The organism is Hyphomonas chukchiensis, assembly GCF_000682695.1.
GTDB classification, from domain to species: domain Bacteria; phylum Pseudomonadota; class Alphaproteobacteria; order Caulobacterales; family Hyphomonadaceae; genus Hyphomonas; species Hyphomonas chukchiensis.
In genome coordinates, this window is the sequence record NZ_AWFG01000063.1 from 139312 (window position 1) to 160937 (window position 21626).

Consider the following 21626-nt stretch of genomic DNA (forward strand, 5'->3'; position numbering starts at 1 on the left):
GCGATTCACTTGTTCCGCGTAATTGTGGCCAAGATGGGAAGTAATGAACAGATTGAAAGAGCTTTGGAAAGCTGGGCCCGCCGCGATTTTGGTGACGCGGCCCATATAGCTGACTTGAAGCGCTTGTCCGGCGGCGCAAGTCAGGAGACTTGGGCTTTTGAAGTGGTCGTGGCTGGCAAAACCAGACGCCTGATTTTACGCAGGGCACCCGGCGGCGAAGCCGTAGCCCGGTCTTCTGAGGCCATAACCTTGCGCATGGAATCCATGCTGCTGGCGTGCGCAGACGCCGCTGGCGTACCCGTGCCCGGTGTCCTTGGCGTCTTTGAGCCAGGCAGTGATCTGGGCGAATCATTCATCATGCGCCGCATCGATGGTGAAACCATCGGCCGAAAGCTTCTACGCGACGCAGCCTATGAAACCGCCCGGACACGCCTCTCTGAACAATGCGGCGCAGCGCTTGCCGGCATTCATGCAATCGACATGGAGAAACTGCCAGACCTGCCGCGTAGCGATGGCATGGATCAGATCCGCAAATATGAGACGATCTATCGAAACTTTGACCTGCCAAGGCCCGTGTTCGAGCTGGCTTTCGCTTGGCTCAAGGAACACCAGCCATCGCCCCAACCAGCAGTGCTGGTCCACGGCGATTTCCGGCTGGGGAACCTGATTGTCGATGAGCAAGGGCTTGCCTCCGTGCTTGACTGGGAACTGGCGCACATAGGGGATCCTCGAGAGGACATTGCCTGGATATGCGTGAATTCATGGCGCTTCGGCCAGATCGAAAACCGCGTGGGTGGCTTCGGCCAGCTGGACGTATTGCTTGAGGCGTACGCGAAAGCCGGCGGCACCCGGTTCGAGCCGCATGACATTGACTGGTGGGAAATGCTGGGCAGCCTCAAATGGGGTATCATGTGCATGATCATGTACGAGGCCTACCGCTCAGGGGGTGACCCGAGCGTGGAACGCGCCGCTATTGGACGGCGAGTCTCGGAAACTGAGATTGACCTCTTAAACCTTCTTGAAGGAGCTGTTTGAGATGCATGATGCGCCCTCCCCCAGCGAATTGGTCGCCGCCGTAAAGTCATTTATCGACGATGCGGCCGCCCCCCAATTGACAGGTCACGCGGCCTTTCATGCAAGGGTCGCCTCCAACGTACTTGCAACGCTTCTAAGAGAGCTCGAACAGAGGCCCGCAGCTGAAGCGTCTGAAGCCGAGCGCCTCCGGAGCCTGCTGGACGCTCCGGAAAATGCTGATCTCGCTGCGATGAACAGGGAGCTTTGCACCCGCATAAGGGATGGGCAATTCGATGCTGCGACGCCAGGGTTGTTCAAGCATCTAAAAACAACCACAATCTCCCAGTTGGCTATAGATCAACCAAACTATTCCGGACTCAAGGCGGCGCTTTCCGAACCCCGCTGACCGTCTCGCGACAGGCAGGGAACCAACATGAAACGCACGCTTCTTATCGTCGGAATCATTGTTGTAGTTGGTGTCGGACTAGGGCCATGGGCTTATAGAACCTTCCGCGATCAAGGTGATCTGATCGCCTTGCCAGCCTTCGACTATAGAACCAATGACAGCTGGGCTGCACTGCCGCCGGAAATGCCCCCCGCTGTTTGGGCGGAGGGCTGGGCCGTGGACGTGATTCTGGTCGGGCCCGATGATGGACTCGCGCCTCGGTCACAAACCCAGATTTCCTCACAAACTGACAGAGCTGTGGAGCAATCCAAGCGGCTCTCCGAATCGCTATCGGTTATTGGCCCGGTCTACGCCCCGCTCTATCGCGAAGCTAACGCCGCAACAGACCTCTCTGCAGCCTTGAAGTCCTATCTCGACGATCACAATCGTGGCCGCGCCTTCGTGATCGCAACCGATCACCCCCTGCCCCCGGAAATGCTCGCTCCCATCCTTGACGACGAAAGTCTGAGAGAAAGGTTTGGAGGTTTCCTTCGCCTGACACGTGCCCGTGGCGATGACGCCCTATTCTCGTCCATCGCCGGTCCGGAGAATACAGCCAGCAACTTCCTGGCCTATTGCCCGCCACAATACGCAGAAGCTGAAACGTGCCAGCCGGTTGTCGAAATTGGACGACAGGACGGCATGATGATCGTCTCGCAGGACGAACCAATCGCTGGCGACAACCTCACCGGCTACAAGGAATGGCTGGAAGCCAATGTCGCCAAGACAGCGGAGCCCCTCGGCGCGCTGGAAGAGGTCGAAATCATCGATATTCGCCGGCCTGGTGAAACTGACCCAAAGCCTGAGGCAAGTGAAAACTAGGCTAGGGTTTCTGCTGGGCTTCCGGCGCGGCGCGAGCAAAGGCATCGATCACCTTGCACGCTGCATCAACCTCCCGCAGGCGCGGAAAATCTGACAGGTCCATATCGAAACGACGGGCATTGGCCACCTGAGGCACAAGGCAGATTTCCGCAATGGTTGGCGCATCGCTGAAGAGCAGTGCGGCCGGTGGCAGATCCTGCGCGATACGCTCAAGCGCCTCGAACCCGCGTCGGATCCAGTCATGATACCAACGCGTCACGGCCGCTTCGTCAGCGCCGAAATCCTTCCGCAACGTGGCCAGAACCGACAGGTTGTTCAGCGGGTGAATATCGCAGGCAATCGTATTTGCGAAAGCACGAGCCTGAAGACGTGTCCACGCGTCCTCCGGCAACAGGGAGGGTCCCGGCAATGACTCACTCAGCCATTCGATTATGGCGAGCGATTGGCCCGAAATGCGCCCATCCTGTTCGATTGTGGGTACGCGCATCTGCGGGTTCAGGTGCTTGTACTTATCGGCAAACTGCTCGTCCTTGCCGGGCGCTATGTTGACCGGAATGCTATCATAGCTCGCATTCTTGAGGTTCAACGCGATGCGCACGCGATAGGCCGCCGAAGACCGCCAATAGTCATACAGTTTCAGCATTCGATCACTCCAGGGGGTCAGGCAAGCGACTCAAGGTCAAGAACGGCGAGCAGCTGCTCGCGTGCCGTGCGGCATTCATCGGCGAAAGCTGGATCAGCCAGATCCGCAGGCGCCAGACGATCACGATACGTCGCGCGGACCACATCCTGAAGCTCATCAATGGCTTGGTCATCAAGCAGCACGCCCTGATGGCAGGCATCAATTTCCGTTTCGGTCATGACGACACGCAGGCGAAGGCACGCGGGGCCACCGCCATTCCGCATGGACTGACGCACGTCCACAAACTCGACATGTCCGATCGGACCATTGCCATCCACCATGCGCTCACAAAACGCACGTGTGGAATCCATCTCTTGCGCTTCAACTGGCGCAACCAGCACGAGCCGGTCCTGACCAGGTATTTGCAAAAGTTGCGAGTTGAAAAGGTAAGACTTGATCGCATCTTCAATCGGCACGTCGGCATTCGAAACCATGACAGGTTTGAGCTCGAACAATCCGTCCGCAGCACGGCGAATGGCCTCAAGCGTACCGCTTGTGTCTTCAAACGCCAGCTCATGGAAGAAGAGCGTATCCAGCGCGCCGACACAAACGACATCATTGTGGAAAGCACCCGCATTGATCGCAGCGGCAGACTGTCGCGCCATGACCGCTCTGGTGCCATCCAGCCCATGCGACCGCGCAATGGCCTCACTGGCCAGCAGGCTTTGCCGCGCTGGAAAGCCAACCGTGCTCTCACCTGCCTGGCGCCCATATACGAACAGTTCAACGCCCATAGCGCCGTGCTCCGCACAAAGGCGGACATGATTTGCCGCGCCTTCATCAGCAAAATCACTATGCATCGGCAGCGCCGAGTGAACCGCAAAACACTCCTCATTGTCGAACAAAGTGATCAGGGTGGCCGTCGTATCCGGATGTTCGATACTCCTGTGGAGCATCGTGGACAGATTGGCCGTCGTCAGGTGGAGACGACCATCAGCTGTGTCGGCAGACGGCGAAACCGTTGCCGCATTCGCGGTCCACATATTGCTCGCTGAATAGGCCGCCTTGAGAAGATGCGGGGCGACCCGCGCAGCCGATTCGATGATTTGCGCGTCTGTGCCGTGGAATCCCGCGGATACGAGAAAATCGAAGTTCGGCCGTGGCAAGGGCGGCAACACGCCCTGTATGAGCCCCTGCTGGAGCAAGGTTCGCATCTTCTCCAGCCCTTGCAGCGCAGCTTCACGCGGGTTCGAGACCGCACCAGCATGTGTCGCACTCGCCAGATTGCCGTCAGACAGGCCGCCATAATTGTGGGACGGGCCAATCAGGCCGTCAAAATTGACCTCATAGGCGCTCATTGCGGGAAGCCCTGTGCACCAAGGCGTTCAGCCTTGTCTGACACCTGGCTTGCCTGCGGCCAGGCGCAATAATCAGCCGCATAATAGGCGCCGGGGCGGAAGTTGCCGGAAAGGCCCGGACCGCCAAAAGGCATGGACCCGCTTGCACCTGCCGTCGGGCGATTGCGATTCAGGATGCCGGCCCGCATCTCGCGGTGGGCCTGAACCCAGAGCGCATCATCGTCACTCACGAGACCGCCGGACAAGCCATAGCGCGTCGCGTTGGCGCGCTGGATCGCCTCATCAAAAGTCTTGACCCGGATCACCTGCATCAGCGGACCAAACAATTCTTCGTCGGGAATGTGGTGGGCCTCTGTAATATCAATGACGCCTGCCGTGACAAAACCGCCACCGCGATCCATGCGTTTCAAACGGCGCAGCGGTTTGCCGCCTGCCTTAGACAACATCATCTGGAAGTCAGTTGCAGCATGGGCAGCGTTTTCAGAAACAAGCGGCCCCATGAAGACGCCCTCTTCATCCCAAGCGCCGATCTTCAACCCCTTGGCGCGCGCAACCATCGCATCGACCACGGCATCACCAAATTTTCCCTCAGGCAGGATGATGCGCCGCGCACAGGAGCAGCGCTGACCCGTCGTCAGAAAAGCCGATTGCGCGGCGATATCCGCTGCAGCTTCGACATCCGCAGGATCCCAGATAATGAGCGGATTGTTGCCCCCCATTTCAAGCGCAAGAATGACCTCCGGTCGGCCCGCAAAATGTTTGTGAAAAAACACGCCAGTCTTGGCAGAACCGGTGAACAAGAGCCCGTCAATTTCGGCATTAAGTAGCGCCCCGCCCGTCTCGCGTGTGCCGTGAACAATATTGAGACACCCCTCGGGCAGTCCTGCGGCCTCAAAAGCCTCCGCCATCAATGCTGCCACACCAGGCGCAAGTTCTGATGGCTTGAACACGCAGGTGTTACCTCCAAGCAGAGCTGGAACAATATGGCCGTTAGGAAGGTGCCCGGGGAAATTGAATGGCCCAAACACGGCCATCACGCCATGCGCCCGATGGGTCAGGTGTGATGAGCCAAAAGGAGCCGTCTCGAATTTGGAGCCCGCACGTTCATTCTGCGCAGCAATCGAAACGGCAACCTTTGCTTTCATGGTCGCGGCTTCGGCCCGCGTCTCCCACAGAACCTTGCCCATATCTCGGCTGATCGTTTCGGCAATCGCGTCGGTTCGCTTCGCGATTTCTTCTGCATAGCGCTCAAGCACAGGCGTACGGTCGCTCTGAGGCAGCCTTGACCAGTGCCCGAAGGCCTTTCGCGCGGAGGCGATCGCAGCTGCGACATCTTCCGGGCCGGCCGCATTGCCCTCCCAGACTATTTCTGCGCTTGCCGGGCAGGCATTCGCAAAACGTGGTCCGCTGCCTTCAGACCATTTTCCGTCTATATAAACACCCAGTGCCATTACTTGCTCCGTAGCCAGATCCGCGCCTTCGCGCCGGGATCCAATTGAAGGGCTTCAATAATTGCGGGCGATATGATCGCCACATCGTCTTCCTCGACAACCACGTCTGCCAGTGAAACCCGGAAATTTGGTAGTGCATCGCTCGACACAAGTCCTTGCAAAGCATCTGTTCGCCCGGAAACATCTCCTGCACGCAACGTGACAACACGGCTTTCCTGAATTGTGCGGATGTGGCGCTTTTGCGCCGCTACGAGCGGGCCGCCATCAAAAATGTCTACAGTCCTGTCGAACTGGAATCCTTCCCATTGAAGCAGCTTGTAGGCGCCCACACCATCGGAATGGCAACGCCCGATAACTTCCCGTGCCTCGGGTGGCAGCAGGTCAACATAGATGGGATATTTCGGCATTAAGTCGAGGATGAACTGATTGTCAGTTGTCGCCGACAACCGATCGGCCTCGGTAAAGTCCATGCGGAAGAAATGACGCCCGAGGCATTCCCAGAAGGGTGACTTGCCTGTTTCGTCCACAACGCCGCGCAATTCAGCCAGAACATGCTCACTGAAACGATCCGGCGCGGCCGCCATCAACAGGTAACGTGATTGCGCTGCGAGGCGCCCTGCCCCGCCGCCACGATGCCCAGATTGCAGGAACAGTGTGCCGACTTCCGTATAGCCCACATATTCATTCGTCAGGATAAGCGCATCCATATCGAAGCGCATATCACCAGCCGCATGGCTGGCTTGCGCGAGGGTAATGACGCGATAGTTGAAGAAAGGCTGGTCAATGCCGGTTCCGGCTTTGACAGCAGAACAACCGACCACTTCTCCGGTTCCTGTGTCTTCCATCATCAGGAGGTACTTGCCGTATTCGATCCGCTTCTGACGACTATGGAAAGCGCGCTCCGATTTCTCGAGACGCTCATGGAGAATGGCCTCATCGACGGGAAGACTTGTAAATCCGGGACCTGATTGCCGCGCAAGATCCATAAGCGCGCCAAGATCGTCCAGCCGTGAAGGTCGCATGACGTAGGTTGGCGGCATGTCAGCGCTCCATCAATGCCTTGATGCCAGGACCATCCATCCGTCCATCAGCCAGACGATTCAGTATGAGGGCCGACAGTGTTGCCCGTTCGGCAAAACTGTCGATTACGACGAATTCCTCATTTGAATGGATGCGCCCGCCACGTACCCCCAGAGTGTCGACGTTTGGTACGCCGGCCGCAAAGATATTGTTACCCTCGCACACGCCGCCCGTGTCCACGAATTCCAGATCAAGCCCGATTGCCTGGCCAGTTGCGCGGACGGCATCGAATATGGCTTGCTGGGCCGTGTTGCGTGGCTTTGGAGGACGGTAGAAACCTCCATGTAAATGTCCCGAAATACCGGCGCGGCCAATTGCTCGCGCAAACAGGCGCTCAACTTGCTCGGTCGTCCAGCCCGCCGCCTCTGCATCGGGCGCGCGCGCTCCGAACCGGACCACAGCAAGATCGGGCACGATATTGACGGCGCTGCCGCCCTCGATCGCGCCGACATTCACTGTTACGCCTTCCCGTTTACCGTTCAGGCCTTCAAGGCCCACGACGAGTTCTGCTGCCGCCTCTATCGCGCTGCGCCCCTCTTCTTTCGCCCGGCCGGCATGCGCCGCCTTGCCATGCAGCACGATATCGAAAACGGCAGACCCTTTGCGGCCGCCTGACATGGCGCCCGTCTCCATGGCGGGTTCATAGGTCATTCCAATATGGGCGCCTGAACGCGCTGCTTCAGTCAGCGCGTCAGAACTTGCATGGTTTCCGATCTCTTCATCGGGCGTGATGACGATCTGATAGCCCAAACGATCAATCAGGGGACCAGATTCAAACGCCTTGAGCGCCTCGAGCATGACGCAGAGACCGCCTTTCATGTCAGCCAGTCCCGGGCCATTGAGCATTCCGTTGCCAATGTCCCTCACGCCCTCAAATGTGCCCTTTGGGAATACAGTATCGTAGTGACCCGTCATTACGACCTGGACAGGCGCCGAAGGGCGGGCCGAAACGCGAACAATTGGGCCAGTATAAATTGTCTCGGACTTTCCCGACGAATCAATCGTCTCAAAGCCCGGAGCTTCCTGAAGCCGGACATCCCCTTTGAGTTCCGAGAATGCGTTAGCAAGATCGCCTGAAAAGGCCTTCAAGCCATCCGTATTCCAGCTGCCTGTATTTACGTCAGACCACGCGCAGGTACGGGCCTGCATCGCAGCCGTGGCGGCTTGCAGGCGCTCGCGCGCCGCCTCGTCTTCACGTGTCATATGGGAAAGTTCGGTCATGTGAGCTTGGTTTCATATGTTACGTTACTGGGCAAGCCTGCCGCGCGCTGGCAGTCCAAACAAAAACGGCCCGGCTTGAGAGCCGGGCCGCCTTAAACTGTAGATCAGTCGATCTTATTGAACGCTGATAACGACTTCCGAACGACGGTTCAGAGGCTCGCGAACACCATCGCGTGTCGCTTTGGCAAGATCGGTCTCGCCTTTTGCAACTTCGGTGATGATCGCTGCTGGCACGCCACGGGACTGGAGGGCCGAAGCCACGATGTCAGCACGGCGCTGGGACAGCTTTTCGTTATAGGCGCTGGTACCCGACGTATCGGTGTGTCCAGCGATCGAAACGGCGCTAGGTGCACAACCGTCACCAGCGGTGATGTTGGCAACAGCCTGGTCGATAACCGCAGCAGCCTGGCTTGTCAGGTCAGCTTTGTCCCACTCGAAGTAAACAACAAAGTTCTGGTTCAGACCCGAGCACACGACTTCCGGAGCAACCGTTTCCGTTGTTGGCGGAGGTGGCGGCGGAGGTGGTGGCGGAGGTGGCGGTGGTGGTGGCGGAGGCGGTGGTGGCGGAGGCGGTGGTGGCGGTGGTGTCGCACCAAACGCATAACGCAGACCAACCGTCGCAACATGCTTCGTCAGGTCGCCATCGTAAGCAATGCCGCCGTGATTGCCGTCAAGGTCAAGCTTCTCAGCAGAGAAGTACTTGTAGCCGACATCCATGGTGAGTTTTTCGCTCAGCTTGTAGCCAAAGCCCAGAAGGCCCTGGTAAGCAAAAGCCGTATCCGAACCGGAGAAGCCATTGGCAGCGGAAAGATCCGTGCCGACAGCATTAACCAGGTTGCTGCCTTTAACTTTCGCGCGGATAGCACCGACACCAACACCGATGTAGGGCTGGAAAGCGCCTGTACGGTTGAAATCATAGATTCCGTTGAACATCAGGTCAGTCGACTGCAGGTAGCCGCTTGGAAGCGACACTGTGCCTGGAGCAACACCGTTGAAGTTCGTTGGGACGCCAAGGTCGCCACTGCTGTAGCCCAGAACGCCTTCAAGACGCACGCCATTGGCCAGGCCGTAGCCGAGACCGAGGTCGCCGCCCCATGCTTCTTCGATGTCCGACCTGCTGCCCATTGAGCCGTTGACATCACTGACGACTGGATCGTGGTCCAGCGTGCCGTCAAAGGCGTACGTCGCATCAGCGCGGCCGTACCAGCCCTCTTCGGCTTGAGCGACCATACCGGCAGACGCAAATGCGGCCGCGGCTGTCGCGCACATAAGAGTTTTCTTCATACTTGATCCCCTTCTTGTGCCGATGGACGGGATTGTCCTCGACCGCAGGTTCATACGCGCTTGTTTGCGCATGGTTCCTGATAAACTTTTTTCCCGGATGCGGCGAGTGCTTTCAAACACTCAAATACCTAATTTCAAGGTATTTTTTGGTAACGCGACCCATTTGCAACAGATCGTAGCGGTATGGCAAAATGATGGCGAAGTTGTCATAAATCGCCCAGTCTACCGGGGAATGGTACCGCCTCTCCGGTTTGAACGGAGGACCTCTGGTTCCACAAACCAGCGCTCTAACCAACTGAGCTAAGGCGGCCTATTTCGTGGAGATACAGCCCAATCCCTGACGATTCAAGCGCAGGAACGGGAGAAACTGCGTCTCCGAATCAGATCTTTGCGACCTGGTCGAATTCCAGATCGACCGGCGTACCGCGGCCAAAAATGGAAACGGTGACTTTCAAACGGCCATTGGCCTCGTCGATTTCTTCGACAGCCCCCTCGAATCCCTGGAACGGCCCATCATTGACCTGGACCTGCTCGCCGATTTCGAAGGAAACCTTAGGACGCGGACGCTCCTCGGCCGAATCGGTTGACGTACCAAGAATACGATCCACTTCGCGCTGGCGCACAGGCAGAGGCTTCTTGCCGCCATCCGATCCGAGGAAACCAGACACTTTCGGCGTGTCTTTCACCAGGTGATAGACATCATCGGTCATCTGGGCCTTCATCAGGACATAACCGGGGAAGTAGCGGCGCTCGACGGTCTTTTTCTTCCCGCGGGCAACTTCGACAACTTCTTCGGTCGGGACCTGGATGTCCTCGATGAGCTCCAGCAGCCCCTTACGCTCAGCCTGCTCCAGAATAGAGGCCGCGACCTTCTTTTCGAAGTTCGAATAAGCGTGGACGATATACCATTTGGCTTCAGCCATGGGGCCTACGCGCTCCTTGAATACGTGTTGTTCGGCCTGCATTTTACAGGCCGGTAATCAGTCTGACGACCCAGTTGATCGCCGTGTCGGCCAGGAACAGGAACAGCGCGATCAGAACAGACATGATCACCACAAAAATCGTCGCCTGAATCGTTTCAGCACGAGTGGTCCATGTCACCTTGTTTCCCTCTGCGCGCACTTGGCGGAAGAAGGTTACGGGTCCAACGCGTTTTTTCTTGTCCTTGTCGGCCATTTCGACACTTTCTTGAAAGGCGGGGGGTTAGCGGTTTTGATCCGCCGCGTCCACGGTTAAAGTGCATACGCTCACTTGTGAAGGCATGTGAGAGCGAAAAGTGCAATTCGCAAGCCCCTTTTGAGCCGTGAACCCTGTCTGCAGACGGCGCGAATCACCCGCCGACGCCGAAACCTCGCGCCGGTAGGCCCGGGACATCGACATGGATGGCAAAAAGGCTTCCCGAGAGAGGGCGTGAATCAAGGGCCGGAAAACTCATCCCCACGCGCGCCGTTGTAATGAATAGCGTTTTCAGGTCCGCGCCACCGAACGTGCAGGATGTCGGTCGAGGCGCCGCAAGCGTGATGACCTGATCAACGCTTCCATCCGGGCGATAGCGCACGACACGCGAAGCATCCCAAAGGCATGTCCACAAACACCCTTCCGAATCCATAGCCGAGCCATCCGGATAGCCGCCAAATTCATATGTCGACGCGAAAAGGCGGCGCCCCGTCAGGGTGCCCGTTTCCAGGTCATGGTCGAATGCCAGGATTTCCTGTTCGGCGCTGTCACATGTGTAGAATGTGCGCCCATCAGGCGAAAACTGCATTGTGTTCGTGACCATTACGGACGGCAGACGCAATTGGGTCAGCTTTCGGTCAGGCCCCAGGCGAAAATACCCGCCCTGCGCGTCCTTCTCCCGGTCATCCATCGTCCCGAACCAGAACGATCCGTCTGGGGCAATCCCGCCGTCATTTGTTCGATTTGTTTCAGGCTCGTCGCTGAGCGTACACCAGCGCTCATAGGCCTCGGTCGCAGGATCGTACAAGCCGATTTCCTGATCGCCCGCCATCAACAGGCAGCCATCATGCAAGGCCAGCGCACTTGCCCGAATCGGCAGGTCGTAGCGGCGCGTATTACCGGTCTTGGGGTTATAACGGTGCAATTTGGCCCGCTTGATGTCGACCCACCAGAGAAAACCCTCTGTCGGGCTCCAGACAGGCCCCTCCCCCAGGGCGCAGCCTGTCGGCGCAACACATTCCGGCGTCACGATCATACGGCCACCTGTATTAAGCTCAGGAACAGCGCTTCAATCGTCATGCGTCCAGCAACCCTGCTTCTTCGGCGATTTCGAACAGGCCGTCCTGCATCGCCTCTTCTGCCGAATACTCTTCCACGCTCGCGCCTAATGCATCAAGGGCCATGCCATAAGCTTTCGCCAGTTCGCCGTCAGCGACAAGGATCACATCATCACCGGGATCATAGTGCGCGGCAACATCAGCCCCGATCAGGAGGCCCGACAGCGCCGTCACCTGATGCTCAGGCCGCAACACGCCAATCAGACGCGCCGCACTCACCGCGAAAGGCGATGCCGCGTCGTCAGTATCCAGCGATCGTTCCACCCAGTCCCGAAAGATGCCGGCGTCAAAACGTGGCTTAATGCCAACTGGTACTCGCAGCGATCCCTGAGACAGAAGCAGTTCCTGAATTTCGCCGGTCATCTCGGTTGAGAAATCAAGCACGCGCCCCTGCTCAAGCGCGACGTGCTTGGTATGCCTGCCAGGCAAACAGACAGCCCCGGACAACTGCCCCAGTCCTAAAAGCTGCACTTCCTGCCCCAGCAGTATATCTGGCGGCGCAAGCTGCCGAAGCCCAGGAACGACATGAATTCCGTCGAAATCCGTCAGCGCATCATAAAGGTCGCTGAGCAATGCAGGCACCTGAAGCAGCTTGCCACTGCTTCCCGGCGTCTCGCCGCAAACAATAACCGGCGCCTTTACATCTGCGCCCAGCCACTCGGTCACCAGGGCACGCGTCATGTCTTGTATGGCAACGCCATGATCCGCAGCGCCCTCGCGGACGAGGGACGCAATCACTTCGCCTTCTTCGTCGAATGACCAGGCCTCGAACCGTCCGGCTCTCCAGGACACACCGATGAGGGAAACAGGAGCGTTCAAAGCGATGCCCCCAGTTCGGCCCTGCAGGAGAAAGTCAGGATCGTGTGCGGGCCGCGAGTAAACGGATATGAAGATTGCATGCCGCTCAGGTCTCTTGCGTTGAGGGGAATGTCAATCTGTTCTGCTGAGGATCGACCGCGATACGCACCCTGCCCTTTTCGGCATTGAGCCGCTGGTTTAGGACAAGCCATGGCTGAAACCACTCAAAACGATTCCTCCGCACTCGCTTTCCTCAAACTGATTGAGGTCATGGCGCGGTTACGCAATCCCATAGGCGGCTGCCCGTGGGATCTTGAGCAGGACTTCTCCACGATAGCGCCCTACACGATCGAGGAGGCCTACGAAGTCGCCGATGCGATCCAGAGGGGGAACATGGCTGATCTGAAGGAAGAGTTGGGCGACCTCCTCTTCCAGGTCGTGTTTCATAGCCAGATGGCCTCTGAGGATGGCGTCTTCGATATCGCTGATGTCACACAAGGCATCGCTGAAAAGATGGTTCGGCGTCATCCGCATGTATTCGACTCGCCGGATGCACGCTCAGCCGATGAACAGACCCAGGCATGGGAAGTCATCAAGGCGCAGGAACGCGCGGCCAAGACGACAAATGACGCTGCGCCAAGTGCACTGGATGGCGTGGCCCTGTCCCTTCCCGCCCTTTTACGAGCCGAAAAACTGCAGAAGCGCGCCGCCCGTGTCGGTTTTGACTGGACCGAAGCGGAGCCCATATTCGACAAGCTGATCGAAGAAACGGCGGAAGTCCGTGAAGCGATCGCAACGGGTGTCCAGGACGAAATCGAAGACGAGATCGGCGACCTCCTCTTTGTCGGGGCTAATCTCGCCAGACGTCTCGGCATCGACCCTGAACACGCCCTGCGCCGCGCGAATGCAAAGTTCGAGCGTCGTTTCCGGGCCATGGAAGCGGCCGCTACAAATGATGGAAAGGATTTTGGAAGCCTCGATCTAGAAGCACAGGAATCATACTGGCAACGGGTCAAACGAGCGGAAAAGAATTCCGCCTAGGCTTCGAATTCAATGTCCGGAAACTCTGCCTGGAATTGCCCGACGCGTTCTACCGGTAGACGCACGCTGATCGCCAGCCTGCCGTCTTTCAAGCTCGTCTCCGAATTTACTTCGCCATTCTGGTGAAGCCAGGCACGCGCCCGCCCCTGCTGAGGATCAAGCGTCACGGCAACGTCAACTGCGCCACGCAACAACGCATGCTCAATTTGATCCAGCAGCGCATCCATGCCCTCGCCGCGCAAAGCAGATACCAAAACGGCAGGAATGTCACCGGCACTTTGGGCTGAATAGGCAAGCGCCTCGGCTCGGTCGGGCGGCAACAAGTCGGCCTTGTTCCAGGCTTCAATCATGGGCGGGAGTGGAAGCCCCGTTTCTTTCTCGAGCCGCTCCAGAACGACGCTCACGTCGTGAGCCTGCTCCCTGTCGGAAGCACTTGAGCGATCGCGAACATGCACAAGCAGATCGGCCTGCATCGCCTCTTCCAGCGTTGCCTTGAAGCTGTCGATCAGGTGGGTCGGCAGGTCCGTGATGAAACCCACTGTATCGATCAGGGCTGCCTCGCCCAGTGTCGGCAAATCGATGCGCCGAATCGTCGGGTCGAGCGTGGCAAAGGGCATGTCCTTGGCAAACACTTTTGCGCCTGACAACCGGTTGAAGAGCGTCGACTTGCCGGAGTTAGTATAGCCGACGAGCGCAATCACCGGCTTGCCACCGCGCTTGCGGCCCGCTCTCTGCACGGCCCGCGTGCGCCGAACGTCTTCCAGGTCCCGGCGCAAACGAACGATCCTGTCGTCAAGCATGCGCCTGTCGGCTTCAAGCTGGCTTTCGCCTGGCCCCGACAGGAACCCGCCACCGCCGCGCTGGCGCTCAAGGTGGGTCCAGGTCCGCACCAGCCGGGATCGTTCGTACAGTATTCGTGCAAGTTCGACCTGTAACCGGCCTTCTTTCGTGCGCGCTCTCAGGCCAAAGATCTCGAGGATAAGGCCGGTTCTATCAATCACCTTGACGCCAAGGCGTGTTTCCAGATTCCGCTGCTGCACAGGCGTCAGCGCGCCATCGACAACCGCAACGGTGCAATTATGCGCCTCCAGATCCTCGGCAAAGCGATCCAGCAAACCGCCGGAAAAAAGCACGGATGAATTCACCGCCCGAACATGATCCCCCCGCAAAAATGCGAGTTCGCAGCCAAGCGCTTCAATAAGACCTGCTGTTTCCTGGAGCCGATCTTCCGACGGGCGATTGGCTGGCGTGAACCAAGGGATGACCGCGCCCGCAATTTCGGGCTCTGGCAAGCGATCTATAAGCTTGTCAGTCAAAGGGACCTACTGGCCCTCCAACTCTTCATCGAACAGTTGAACTGGCGCGCTGGGTGCAATGGTCGAAATCGCATGCTTGTAGACAAGCTGTGGCGGACGTCCGTCGCCGCGGAGCAACACACAGAAGTTGTCAAACCAGGTCACTACGCCCTGAAGCTTAACACCATTCACCAAAAAAACCGTAAGCGGTGTACGCGATTTCCTTACGGCGTTCAGGAAAGTATCCTGCAAGTTTTGTTTTTTCTCGGAAGACATGGGAGATGGCCATTCCTGCAATTGTTCTTGTTATGTGTCGCGAGCTAAATGGATTGGGCCGATTGTGCAAGTGCGAACGCTGCTTATCCCCGCCAAAAACTGGGAGAAAGCGCCGGAATTACTGCTAAAATCTCCAATCTTCCCAAAACCATGGAGAGTATCAGCAGAGCCGTAGCCCCGCCATCCAGGCCGTCCGTGTGCCCGAGCAGAAGGCCTCCCGAGTTCGTTAGCCCGCCGATAGAAAGCCGGATTGTCTCGTCAAAAGGTAGATTCATGAAGCTGAACCCGATCATGACCATGAACACTGCCACGATATAGGCGACAAGGTAGACCCAGACACCAATGACGCTGCGCTCGTCGAGTTCCCTGTCCCTGAACCGGAAACCGAGGACCGATCGTCTATAGCCCAGCTGACGGAATTCCTGGCCGGCCCGTCTTGCGAGCACGATCAACCTGGCGATCTTCACGCCCCCTGCTGCCGACAGAGCCGAACCGCCGATCAGCGCAGGCAGCACCAGGATCGGCAAGGGAATGGAGTCCCGAACCGAAGGATTGGAAAGGGCCAGTCCGGATGTCGACATTGCCGAGACAGACCAGGCAATGCCATCGCCAAATAGAACGCCTGTCGGCAAAACCATGACGGCGAAGACGAGAATGAGGACAAGGAACGTCATTGTTTCGGGATCAAAGAGCGCTGTACGGGGTTTTCGGTCCTTGAGGGGAAGCCAGACCGCCAGCCCCAGGGCCCCAACCACCATACCCACCGCCAGAATGATCCCCGGGAATGGCGGCAGGATGCCGCGCTTCATGGCCAAAGGATCGACCACCCCGGTCGTGATCGCGCTGACAGCATCCCCTACAGCCCGTGGAAAGGGAACACCGGCGAGTATCAGCAATCCAACGAGGACGATGAGGCAGACCGTCATCATGTAGAGTACTGATTTCGCAACGCGTGGGACGGCATCGAAAAAGCTAGTCTCGGGCAAGGTGAACAAAACTGTGCGATGAATGCCGGGTCCACCAAGATTGAGAGCAGCCAAAACACTGGCGGCCATGGTGATGGACGCGAGGCAGCCCAGGATATGCAGAACGCCTCGCCATACGATCAGGCTGACAGGCCAAGCGTTTCCTTCAAGCCGGATAACCGACTGGCCGCTTGTGGTCAGGCAGGCCGCAGCTTCATGAATTGCGTGCAGGAGCGACACATCAGCAACGCCCACGACAAAAGGCAACGCGGCCGCCAAGGGGGCAAGAAACCACCAGAGAATTACCACCGCCAAGGCATCGGAAGGTCGGGCCTTCCGCTTGGGCTTTGGTGTCAGCAACAGGACACTGCTCGCCAGGACCGCAATACTGATTGCGGTGACAGACAGCGCGATAACCTGATCGGTTTCGCCGGCGACAACCGCCACAAACACAGGCAGCGCCGCGCTGCCCGCAAGGATGAGCATGATGAAAGCGAGTACCCGAACGATCGAGGCATAGTTCATGACGTCAGAAGAAGTCCGGACTGACGCGGAAGTATTTCTCCACCTTCCGGACCATGCTCTCTTCATAGAAGACAATCAGATGGTCTTCAGCACGCACGGTTACGTCAGGCCCGGCAATGATCACATTGCCATCGCGGATGACCGCCGCTGCCGCCACGCCGTCAGGCAAGTCGTCATAACCAAGCGTCTTGCCAATCAGTGATGAGGATTCCAGCGTGATGCCTTCAGCAACTTCCGCAAGACCGTCTTCGATCGACTGCAAACCGAGGATCCGGCCGCGACGCATGCGCAGGAGGATCTGCGACACGGTCAGGGCGCGCGGATCCAGCACGGCATCGACGCGCATGTCCCGCGCAAGTCCCGCTAGCTCAGAGGCATTTACCAGAGCCATGGCGCGCTTGGCGCCGGCACGCTTTGCGAGATTGCAAATGAGCAGGTTCGTCTTGTCGTCATTTGTGATGGCGATGACAAAATCGGCCTTCGGTGCGCCGGCCTCGGCCAGGATATCCGGGCTGAGCCCATCTCCCTGGATAACGATCGTGCGCTTCAACTCGGCGACAGCGGCATCCGCCCGCGCAACGCTGTTCTCAATAAGACGGATACGCATCGTGCTTTCGCGTTCCAGCGTCTTGGCAACGTAAAGACCAACATTACCGCCACCGATGATGACGACATGGTCGAGGCGCTCATTATCCCTGTTGAAAATGCTTGTAAGCCGGTCGGCATGGCTATCGAGCACGGCGACATAGGCGCGGTCTTCCGGCTTAAGCACGTCGGTCGAGCGAGGCGCCCGCACAGCATCCTTGCGGCCTATGCCTACAATCCTGGCTGACAGATCCGGGAACAGTCCCCTTATCTGGTCAACCGGTGTGTCGAGAAGCGGGCTCTTGGCATCAATCTCAAGACCGAGCAGCTTGACCTTTTCCTTGCCAAACGTCGCGCTCATCACCGCGCCAGGTGTGCGAAGACGTTGAAGAATCGCTTCTCCCACTTCCACTTCAGGCGAGATGACCATGTCGATCGGGAGGCCTTCCCGGGAGAAAATGTTCTTCCAGGCCGGGTCGATGTAAGACTGGTCGCGCACACGCGCGATCTTGTAGGGTACCGAGAACAATGTGTGGGCGATCTGGCAGATCACCATATTGATCTCGTCAAAGTGCGTGACGGCAATAATCATCTCGCAATCGACCGCCCCCGCACGCTTCAGTACGTCTGGATGAGCGGCATGTCCGGTGATCCCCCGAACATCCAGATCGGTCGAAACCTGGTCCACAAGGTCCGGATTTTCGTCGATAATGGTAATATCGTGCTTTTCACGCGCAAGGCGACGGGCAATGCCGTGCCCGACGCGGCCTGCGCCGCATATAAGAACGCGCATCTCTTACTGCCTTCCGACGGTCATTCAGCCGTCCTGCCGAGTCAGCCCTGAACCTACGCCCAAAGCCTTTAATTTTCTGTGCAGTGCAGAGCGTTCCATTCCGATGAATTCCGCGGTTCTCGAAATGTTTCCGTTAAACCTTGTTATCTGGAGCGCAAGATATTCACGCTCGAACTGTTCGCGCGCATCCCGAAGCGACAGGCCGACAAGCTCCGCCGATCCCCCTTTGGAATTCTGCATGGCGCCAGAGCCCGTATCACGCGGCAACTCGTCGACGCTTACCGGGCGGCTTGAATCAGACGGCGACAGAATCAAAATCCGCTCCACCACATTGCGCAGCTGGCGAATATTGCCCGGCCAGTCCATGGACTGCAGAACGGCCATAGCCTCTTCCGAAAAGTCGCGGGGCGTCAGGCCGGATGAATCTGATATGCGCTCGATGAAATAACTCACGAGGTCTCCGATATCGTCCCTGCGCTCAGCCAAGGACGGGACCCTGAGCGGAACGACGCTCAGCCGGTAGAACAGATCTTCCCGGAAGTTGCCCTGCTCGATCTCTTCTTTGAGATCCTTCGTTGTTGCCGACATCACGCGAACGTCCACACTCACGTCAGAGCGACCGCCGACTCGCTGGAAACGCTGCTCGGTCAACACACGCAAAATCTTGTTCTGCGTTCCAAGCGGCATGTCCGCCACTTCGTCCAGCAGCAATGTGCCGTTGTGGGCTTTTTCGAACAGACCGACGCGGACGGTGCGCCCTTGCGGGTCCTCTTCCCCGAAAAGTGCACTTTCCATCTGGTCAGGCGCAATACTGGCAGCGTTCACTACGACGAACGGACCGCCTGCCCGCAGAGAGTTCCGATGAATCAGGCGCGCGGCAAGCTCCTTGCCGACACCGGCAGGGCCATTGATCATCACGCGCGAATTCGTCGGCGCCACCTTCTCGATGGCCGCCCGCAGATTCGCGGCAGCCTGACTGTTGCCGATCCAATGCTCATCTTCACCGGCGCGGTTTCGCAAGGCCGCGTTCTCGTATTTCAGCGCCGCCGATTCGATGGCTCGTTCGATAAGATGCAGAAGCCGGTCAGTCTTGAATGGCTTCTCGATGAAATCATAAGCGCCCCGCCGGATTGCAGCCACTGCCGTCTCGATATTGCCGTGACCGCTAATGACTATGACAGGCAAAAACGGATCGATGGATTTGAGATACTTGAGCAAGGACAGGCCATCCATCTGGCTCCCCTGAAGCCAGACATCCAGCACCACCAAGCGCGGCGTTCGTGTCCGGACCTCCTCAAGCGCTCGTTCAGCTGTTTCTGCGGTACGAACAGAATAGCCCTCATCGCTCAACACACCCGCTACCAGCTCACGAATATCGGGTTCGTCATCAACAACCAGAATGTCTAACGCCATGGCGCTGGCTCCTCTACATTTTCAAATATGGGGGTATCGGCAGTCGGCGTGCTGCCCATCTCGGAATCTTCACCTACGGCAGCAGGACCGCTGGCGGGCAGCCAGACGCGCACACGCGCGCCGCGCAAACCATCCAGTCGGTTTTGCAGCGAAATGGAGCCGCCGTGGTCAGCGATAATGCGATTGACGATCGCGAGACCAAGACCGGTGCCCTTTTCCCGCGTCGTCACATAAGGTTCCAGCAGCCGGTCGCGCACATCCTGCGGAAAGCCTGGACCATTGTCCTCGATCGTAACCTCCACGCCGCCCGCGTTGACAGACAGCACGACCCGGATGTGACCATTGATATCGGAATCCTCTGGAAGTCCTTCAATCGCCTCTGCCGCATTTTTGAGGAGATTCCCGAAGGCCTGCCCCAGAAGCCGTTCGTCTCCGCGGTAGACCGCATCGTCCGCATTTGTCTCAAACTCTATTTCTACATCAGGTGACACCATGCTTTGGGAGAAGCCGGTGCCCTGCAGTAGCGAACGCATATTGAATGGAGCAACATTCGGCTTGGGCATGCGCGCAAAGGACGAAAACTCCTCCACCATCCGCCCGATATCACCCACCTGTCGCAGGATGGTCTCGATGCAGCGATCAAAAACGCCATCGCTATCATCAATCTTGTCGGCGTAACGACGCTTGATGCGCTCCGTGGATAGCATGATGGGGGTCAGCGGATTGCGGATCTCATGTGCGATACGGCGGGCAACATCGCGCCAGGCGAGCTGTCGCTGCGCATTTACCAGACGCGTTGTGTCGTCGAAAGTCAGCACACAGCCACCCGCCGGATCAGGCGCTGTCTTGAGGCGAATATGGCGCACTTCGCCATTGATATTGAGATCGATCGATGCATCAACCGGGGCCACCCGCTCAAGCGTATCACGCGCATAACGTTCGAACAGCGGCGCCACGTCTCCCAAAGTCTGGCCGGGCAGAACTTCACCAATTCCAAGCACTTCGCCGGCTGATCTGTTGGCCAGAGTCACGACCATGTCGCCATCCATACGGATCACGCCGGCGCTGACTTCTGCTAGCAAGGTCTCGACGAATTTACGCCGGTCCTCCTCATCCTCTCGGGCGCGGATCAACGCGTTGCGTTGCTCGGCGAGTTGCTCGGTCATGGCATTAAACGAGTTCGTCAGTGCGTAGACCTCGTCCTGCGGCCCGGACACCGGAACCCTGACGGAGAGATCACCGTCCCTGACAGTATGCGCAGCGACCGCGAGGCGGCCGATAGGGCCGGTAATGCGGCCAGCTGCTTCAAGCCCCAGCCTGCCTGCCAGCAGGAGGATGAGCGCCGCGATTTGCGCATACCCGATGGCGAATATGTACTGAAGGCGACCGCTGCGCCGCTTGGCGTTGTTGTATTGCGCCAGCGCTGCTTCAGCCTCGCGCAATTGGACGGCGGCATTCTTGTCGAAGTTCTTGACCGCATAGATATAGCCGTCCAGGGGCTCCTCGATCCGGATAAGCGCCGTTGCGACACCCCGGTTTTCATAGAGCGTGGTGGCGATATTGCCGCTATTGGCCTCCTCAAATGCCGATTGAGGGGGCGGAACGAGGATCGGTTGCTGGACACTCTGTTCCGCAATCAGCTCGACGCCATCCGGACCGAGGACGGCAATCGTGAGAAACTCTCGAAAACCGAGCTCCGACCTCAAGCCGTCAATGAAGGCTTTGGAAGCATCCTTGGCGAGGCTGTCGGCATTGATTTCGTCATTCTCGCCGCTCGCTGCGAGTGACGTTTTCACGTCCCGCGCGAAGTTCTCGATATCGAGCGCAGCAAGTCGCACGTCCACATCGAGCGTGTTCTCGAAATTGTCGACATAGTCTTGGAAGATCTGCGCGTTCTTTTCCATGATCGTGTCGACACGTTCACCGAGCCAGTTATCCAGCCCCCGCGTTATGAACGCCCCGATAAATATAGCGACGATCATGGCTGGTATCAGAGCGGAGAAGCCGAACAGCAGCACAAAGCGCTTGGCTAGAAGTCCCTTTCCTTCACCACGACCGCTGCGCTGGATCGAAAAGTATTCGCGCGCCACAATGATCGCGAGCACGATAATCACGATGAAGTTTAGCCCAAGCAGCCAGGGCGTTGCGCCGGCCGTGGGATTGTCAGGATCCGCGCCTGAAATGGCGATGAAGGTTGCGAAAACGGCAACGAGCGCCGCTATGATGAAGAGCCCCTCAAAAAGGGCCCAGCTCGCCTTCGTCGCCTGTTGGCTAAGTGTATTTGACAAATCGACGTGCTCTACCGTGGCCACCCCGGCCCCGTTGCATTTACGACACGCTTAAG

The 21626-nt window shown here is 58.1% G+C and carries 20 protein-coding genes and 1 tRNA gene; 4 read left to right on the forward strand and 17 right to left on the reverse strand.

Features of this window, described 5'->3' with window-relative positions; translation table 11 throughout:
* The first annotated feature begins 123 nt into the window (after positions 1 to 123).
* From HY30_RS16045 to HY30_RS16055, 3 genes are read left to right on the forward strand one after another with little or no spacing between them, the layout of a single operon-like run.
* A complete protein-coding gene (locus tag HY30_RS16045) occupies positions 124 to 1035 on the forward strand; it encodes a phosphotransferase family protein (RefSeq protein ID WP_422120001.1) in 912 nt (303 codons plus the stop codon).
* A 1-nt stretch (position 1036) separates the two neighbouring features.
* Positions 1037 to 1420: a DUF6285 domain-containing protein gene (locus HY30_RS16050; protein WP_034743050.1), complete on the forward strand. Its 384-nt coding sequence runs from the start codon at positions 1037 to 1039 to the stop codon at positions 1418 to 1420.
* A 27-nt stretch (positions 1421 to 1447) separates the two neighbouring features.
* A complete protein-coding gene (locus tag HY30_RS16055; protein WP_034743052.1) occupies positions 1448 to 2281 on the forward strand; it encodes a hypothetical protein in 834 nt (277 codons plus the stop codon).
* A gap of 1 nt (position 2282) precedes the next feature.
* Here HY30_RS16055 and maiA read toward each other — a convergent pair whose 3' ends face one another.
* The 11 genes from maiA to HY30_RS16110 all read right to left on the reverse strand — a co-directional run bounded on the left by maiA (position 2283) and on the right by HY30_RS16110 (position 12383).
* Positions 2283 to 2924: a maleylacetoacetate isomerase gene (gene maiA, locus HY30_RS16060; protein ID WP_034743054.1), complete on the reverse strand. Its 642-nt coding sequence runs from the start codon at positions 2922 to 2924 to the stop codon at positions 2283 to 2285.
* Positions 2925 to 2941: 17 nt separating this feature from the next.
* The gene (locus HY30_RS16065; RefSeq protein ID WP_034743056.1) at positions 2942 to 4261 is read right to left on the reverse strand and encodes an N-succinylarginine dihydrolase; all 1320 of its coding nucleotides are present in this window, start codon (positions 4259 to 4261) and stop codon (positions 2942 to 2944) included.
* Positions 4258 to 5712: a succinylglutamate-semialdehyde dehydrogenase gene (astD, locus tag HY30_RS16070; protein ID WP_034743057.1), complete on the reverse strand. Its 1455-nt coding sequence runs from the start codon at positions 5710 to 5712 to the stop codon at positions 4258 to 4260. The genes HY30_RS16065 and astD overlap by 4 nt, the downstream gene beginning before the upstream one ends.
* Positions 5712 to 6752 carry an arginine N-succinyltransferase gene (locus tag HY30_RS16075; protein WP_034743058.1) on the reverse strand — a complete coding sequence of 347 codons (1041 nt, stop codon included), beginning with the start codon at positions 6750 to 6752 and terminating at the stop codon, positions 5712 to 5714. The genes astD and HY30_RS16075 overlap by 1 nt, the downstream gene beginning before the upstream one ends.
* Position 6753: 1 nt before the next feature.
* On the reverse strand, positions 6754 to 8013 hold the full coding sequence (locus HY30_RS16080) for a hydrolase (RefSeq protein ID WP_034743059.1): 1260 nt from the start codon (positions 8011 to 8013) through the stop codon (positions 6754 to 6756).
* A gap of 114 nt (positions 8014 to 8127) precedes the next feature.
* The gene (locus tag HY30_RS16085) at positions 8128 to 9297 is read right to left on the reverse strand and encodes an OmpA family protein (protein ID WP_034743062.1); all 1170 of its coding nucleotides are present in this window, start codon (positions 9295 to 9297) and stop codon (positions 8128 to 8130) included.
* A gap of 233 nt (positions 9298 to 9530) precedes the next feature.
* A tRNA-His gene (locus HY30_RS16090) sits at positions 9531 to 9607 on the reverse strand.
* A 70-nt stretch (positions 9608 to 9677) separates the two neighbouring features.
* Positions 9678 to 10220, reverse strand: coding sequence for a transcription termination/antitermination protein NusG (gene nusG / locus HY30_RS16095; protein WP_034743065.1), 543 nt, complete (start codon positions 10218 to 10220; stop codon positions 9678 to 9680).
* Positions 10221 to 10263: 43 nt separating this feature from the next.
* Positions 10264 to 10473, reverse strand: coding sequence for a preprotein translocase subunit SecE (gene secE / locus HY30_RS16100; protein WP_034743066.1), 210 nt, complete (start codon positions 10471 to 10473; stop codon positions 10264 to 10266).
* Positions 10474 to 10627: 154 nt separating this feature from the next.
* Positions 10628 to 11509 carry an SMP-30/gluconolactonase/LRE family protein gene (locus HY30_RS16105; protein WP_051615584.1) on the reverse strand — a complete coding sequence of 294 codons (882 nt, stop codon included), beginning with the start codon at positions 11507 to 11509 and terminating at the stop codon, positions 10628 to 10630.
* A gap of 40 nt (positions 11510 to 11549) precedes the next feature.
* Complete coding sequence (locus HY30_RS16110) at positions 11550 to 12383, reverse strand: 2-dehydro-3-deoxygalactonokinase (RefSeq protein WP_051615585.1); 834 nt, start codon at positions 12381 to 12383, stop codon at positions 11550 to 11552.
* Positions 12384 to 12599: 216 nt separating this feature from the next.
* Between HY30_RS16110 and mazG the strand changes: the two genes are divergently transcribed.
* Positions 12600 to 13430 carry a nucleoside triphosphate pyrophosphohydrolase gene (mazG, locus tag HY30_RS16115; RefSeq protein WP_051615586.1) on the forward strand — a complete coding sequence of 277 codons (831 nt, stop codon included), beginning with the start codon at positions 12600 to 12602 and terminating at the stop codon, positions 13428 to 13430.
* Here the strand turns inward: mazG and hflX are convergent.
* From hflX to HY30_RS16145, 6 genes are all read right to left on the reverse strand, one after another.
* Entirely contained in the window at positions 13427 to 14746 is a 1320-nt protein-coding gene (hflX, locus tag HY30_RS16120) for a GTPase HflX (protein ID WP_034743068.1), read from the reverse strand. The two genes, mazG and hflX, sit on opposite strands and share 4 nt — an antisense overlap.
* A 6-nt stretch (positions 14747 to 14752) precedes the next feature.
* Complete coding sequence (gene hfq / locus HY30_RS16125; protein ID WP_034743071.1) at positions 14753 to 15001, reverse strand: RNA chaperone Hfq; 249 nt, start codon at positions 14999 to 15001, stop codon at positions 14753 to 14755.
* A gap of 83 nt (positions 15002 to 15084) precedes the next feature.
* The gene (locus tag HY30_RS16130; RefSeq protein ID WP_034743073.1) at positions 15085 to 16491 is read right to left on the reverse strand and encodes a TrkH family potassium uptake protein; all 1407 of its coding nucleotides are present in this window, start codon (positions 16489 to 16491) and stop codon (positions 15085 to 15087) included.
* 4 nt (positions 16492 to 16495) lie between these two features.
* Positions 16496 to 17869, reverse strand: coding sequence for a Trk system potassium transporter TrkA (gene trkA, locus HY30_RS16135; protein ID WP_034743075.1), 1374 nt, complete (start codon positions 17867 to 17869; stop codon positions 16496 to 16498).
* 24 nt (positions 17870 to 17893) lie between these two features.
* A complete protein-coding gene (ntrX, locus tag HY30_RS16140) occupies positions 17894 to 19282 on the reverse strand; it encodes a nitrogen assimilation response regulator NtrX (RefSeq protein WP_034743078.1) in 1389 nt (462 codons plus the stop codon).
* On the reverse strand, positions 19273 to 21570 hold the full coding sequence (locus tag HY30_RS16145) for a sensor histidine kinase (RefSeq protein WP_155839382.1): 2298 nt from the start codon (positions 21568 to 21570) through the stop codon (positions 19273 to 19275). Before HY30_RS16145 ends, ntrX begins: the two co-directional genes overlap by 10 nt.
* Positions 21571 to 21626: the final 56 nt, after the last annotated feature.

Bases quoted from the DNA above. Each gene is read 5' to 3' on its own strand.
- mazG (WP_051615586.1), top strand. From the start codon at position 12,600: ATGGCTGAAACCACTCAAAACGATTCCTCCGCACTCGCTTTCCTCAAA.
- HY30_RS16105 (WP_051615584.1), bottom strand. From the start codon at position 11,509: ATGATCGTGACGCCGGAATGTGTTGCGCCGACAGGCTGCGCCCTGGGG.
- HY30_RS16085 (WP_034743062.1), bottom strand. From the start codon at position 9,297: ATGAAGAAAACTCTTATGTGCGCGACAGCCGCGGCCGCATTTGCGTCT.
- HY30_RS16080 (WP_034743059.1), bottom strand. From the start codon at position 8,013: ATGACCGAACTTTCCCATATGACACGTGAAGACGAGGCGGCGCGCGAG.
- astD (WP_034743057.1), bottom strand. From the start codon at position 5,712: ATGGCACTGGGTGTTTATATAGACGGAAAATGGTCTGAAGGCAGCGGA.
- trkA (WP_034743075.1), bottom strand. From the start codon at position 17,869: ATGCGCGTTCTTATATGCGGCGCAGGCCGCGTCGGGCACGGCATTGCC.
- secE (WP_034743066.1), bottom strand. From the start codon at position 10,473: ATGGCCGACAAGGACAAGAAAAAACGCGTTGGACCCGTAACCTTCTTC.
- ntrX (WP_034743078.1), bottom strand. From the start codon at position 19,282: ATGGCGTTAGACATTCTGGTTGTTGATGACGAACCCGATATTCGTGAG.
- HY30_RS16130 (WP_034743073.1), bottom strand. From the start codon at position 16,491: ATGAACTATGCCTCGATCGTTCGGGTACTCGCTTTCATCATGCTCATC.
- HY30_RS16050 (WP_034743050.1), top strand. From the start codon at position 1,037: ATGCATGATGCGCCCTCCCCCAGCGAATTGGTCGCCGCCGTAAAGTCA.
- HY30_RS16075 (WP_034743058.1), bottom strand. From the start codon at position 6,752: ATGCCGCCAACCTACGTCATGCGACCTTCACGGCTGGACGATCTTGGC.
- HY30_RS16055 (WP_034743052.1), top strand. From the start codon at position 1,448: ATGAAACGCACGCTTCTTATCGTCGGAATCATTGTTGTAGTTGGTGTC.
- hfq (WP_034743071.1), bottom strand. From the start codon at position 15,001: ATGTCTTCCGAGAAAAAACAAAACTTGCAGGATACTTTCCTGAACGCC.
- maiA (WP_034743054.1), bottom strand. From the start codon at position 2,924: ATGCTGAAACTGTATGACTATTGGCGGTCTTCGGCGGCCTATCGCGTG.
- nusG (WP_034743065.1), bottom strand. From the start codon at position 10,220: ATGGCTGAAGCCAAATGGTATATCGTCCACGCTTATTCGAACTTCGAA.
- HY30_RS16065 (WP_034743056.1), bottom strand. From the start codon at position 4,261: ATGAGCGCCTATGAGGTCAATTTTGACGGCCTGATTGGCCCGTCCCAC.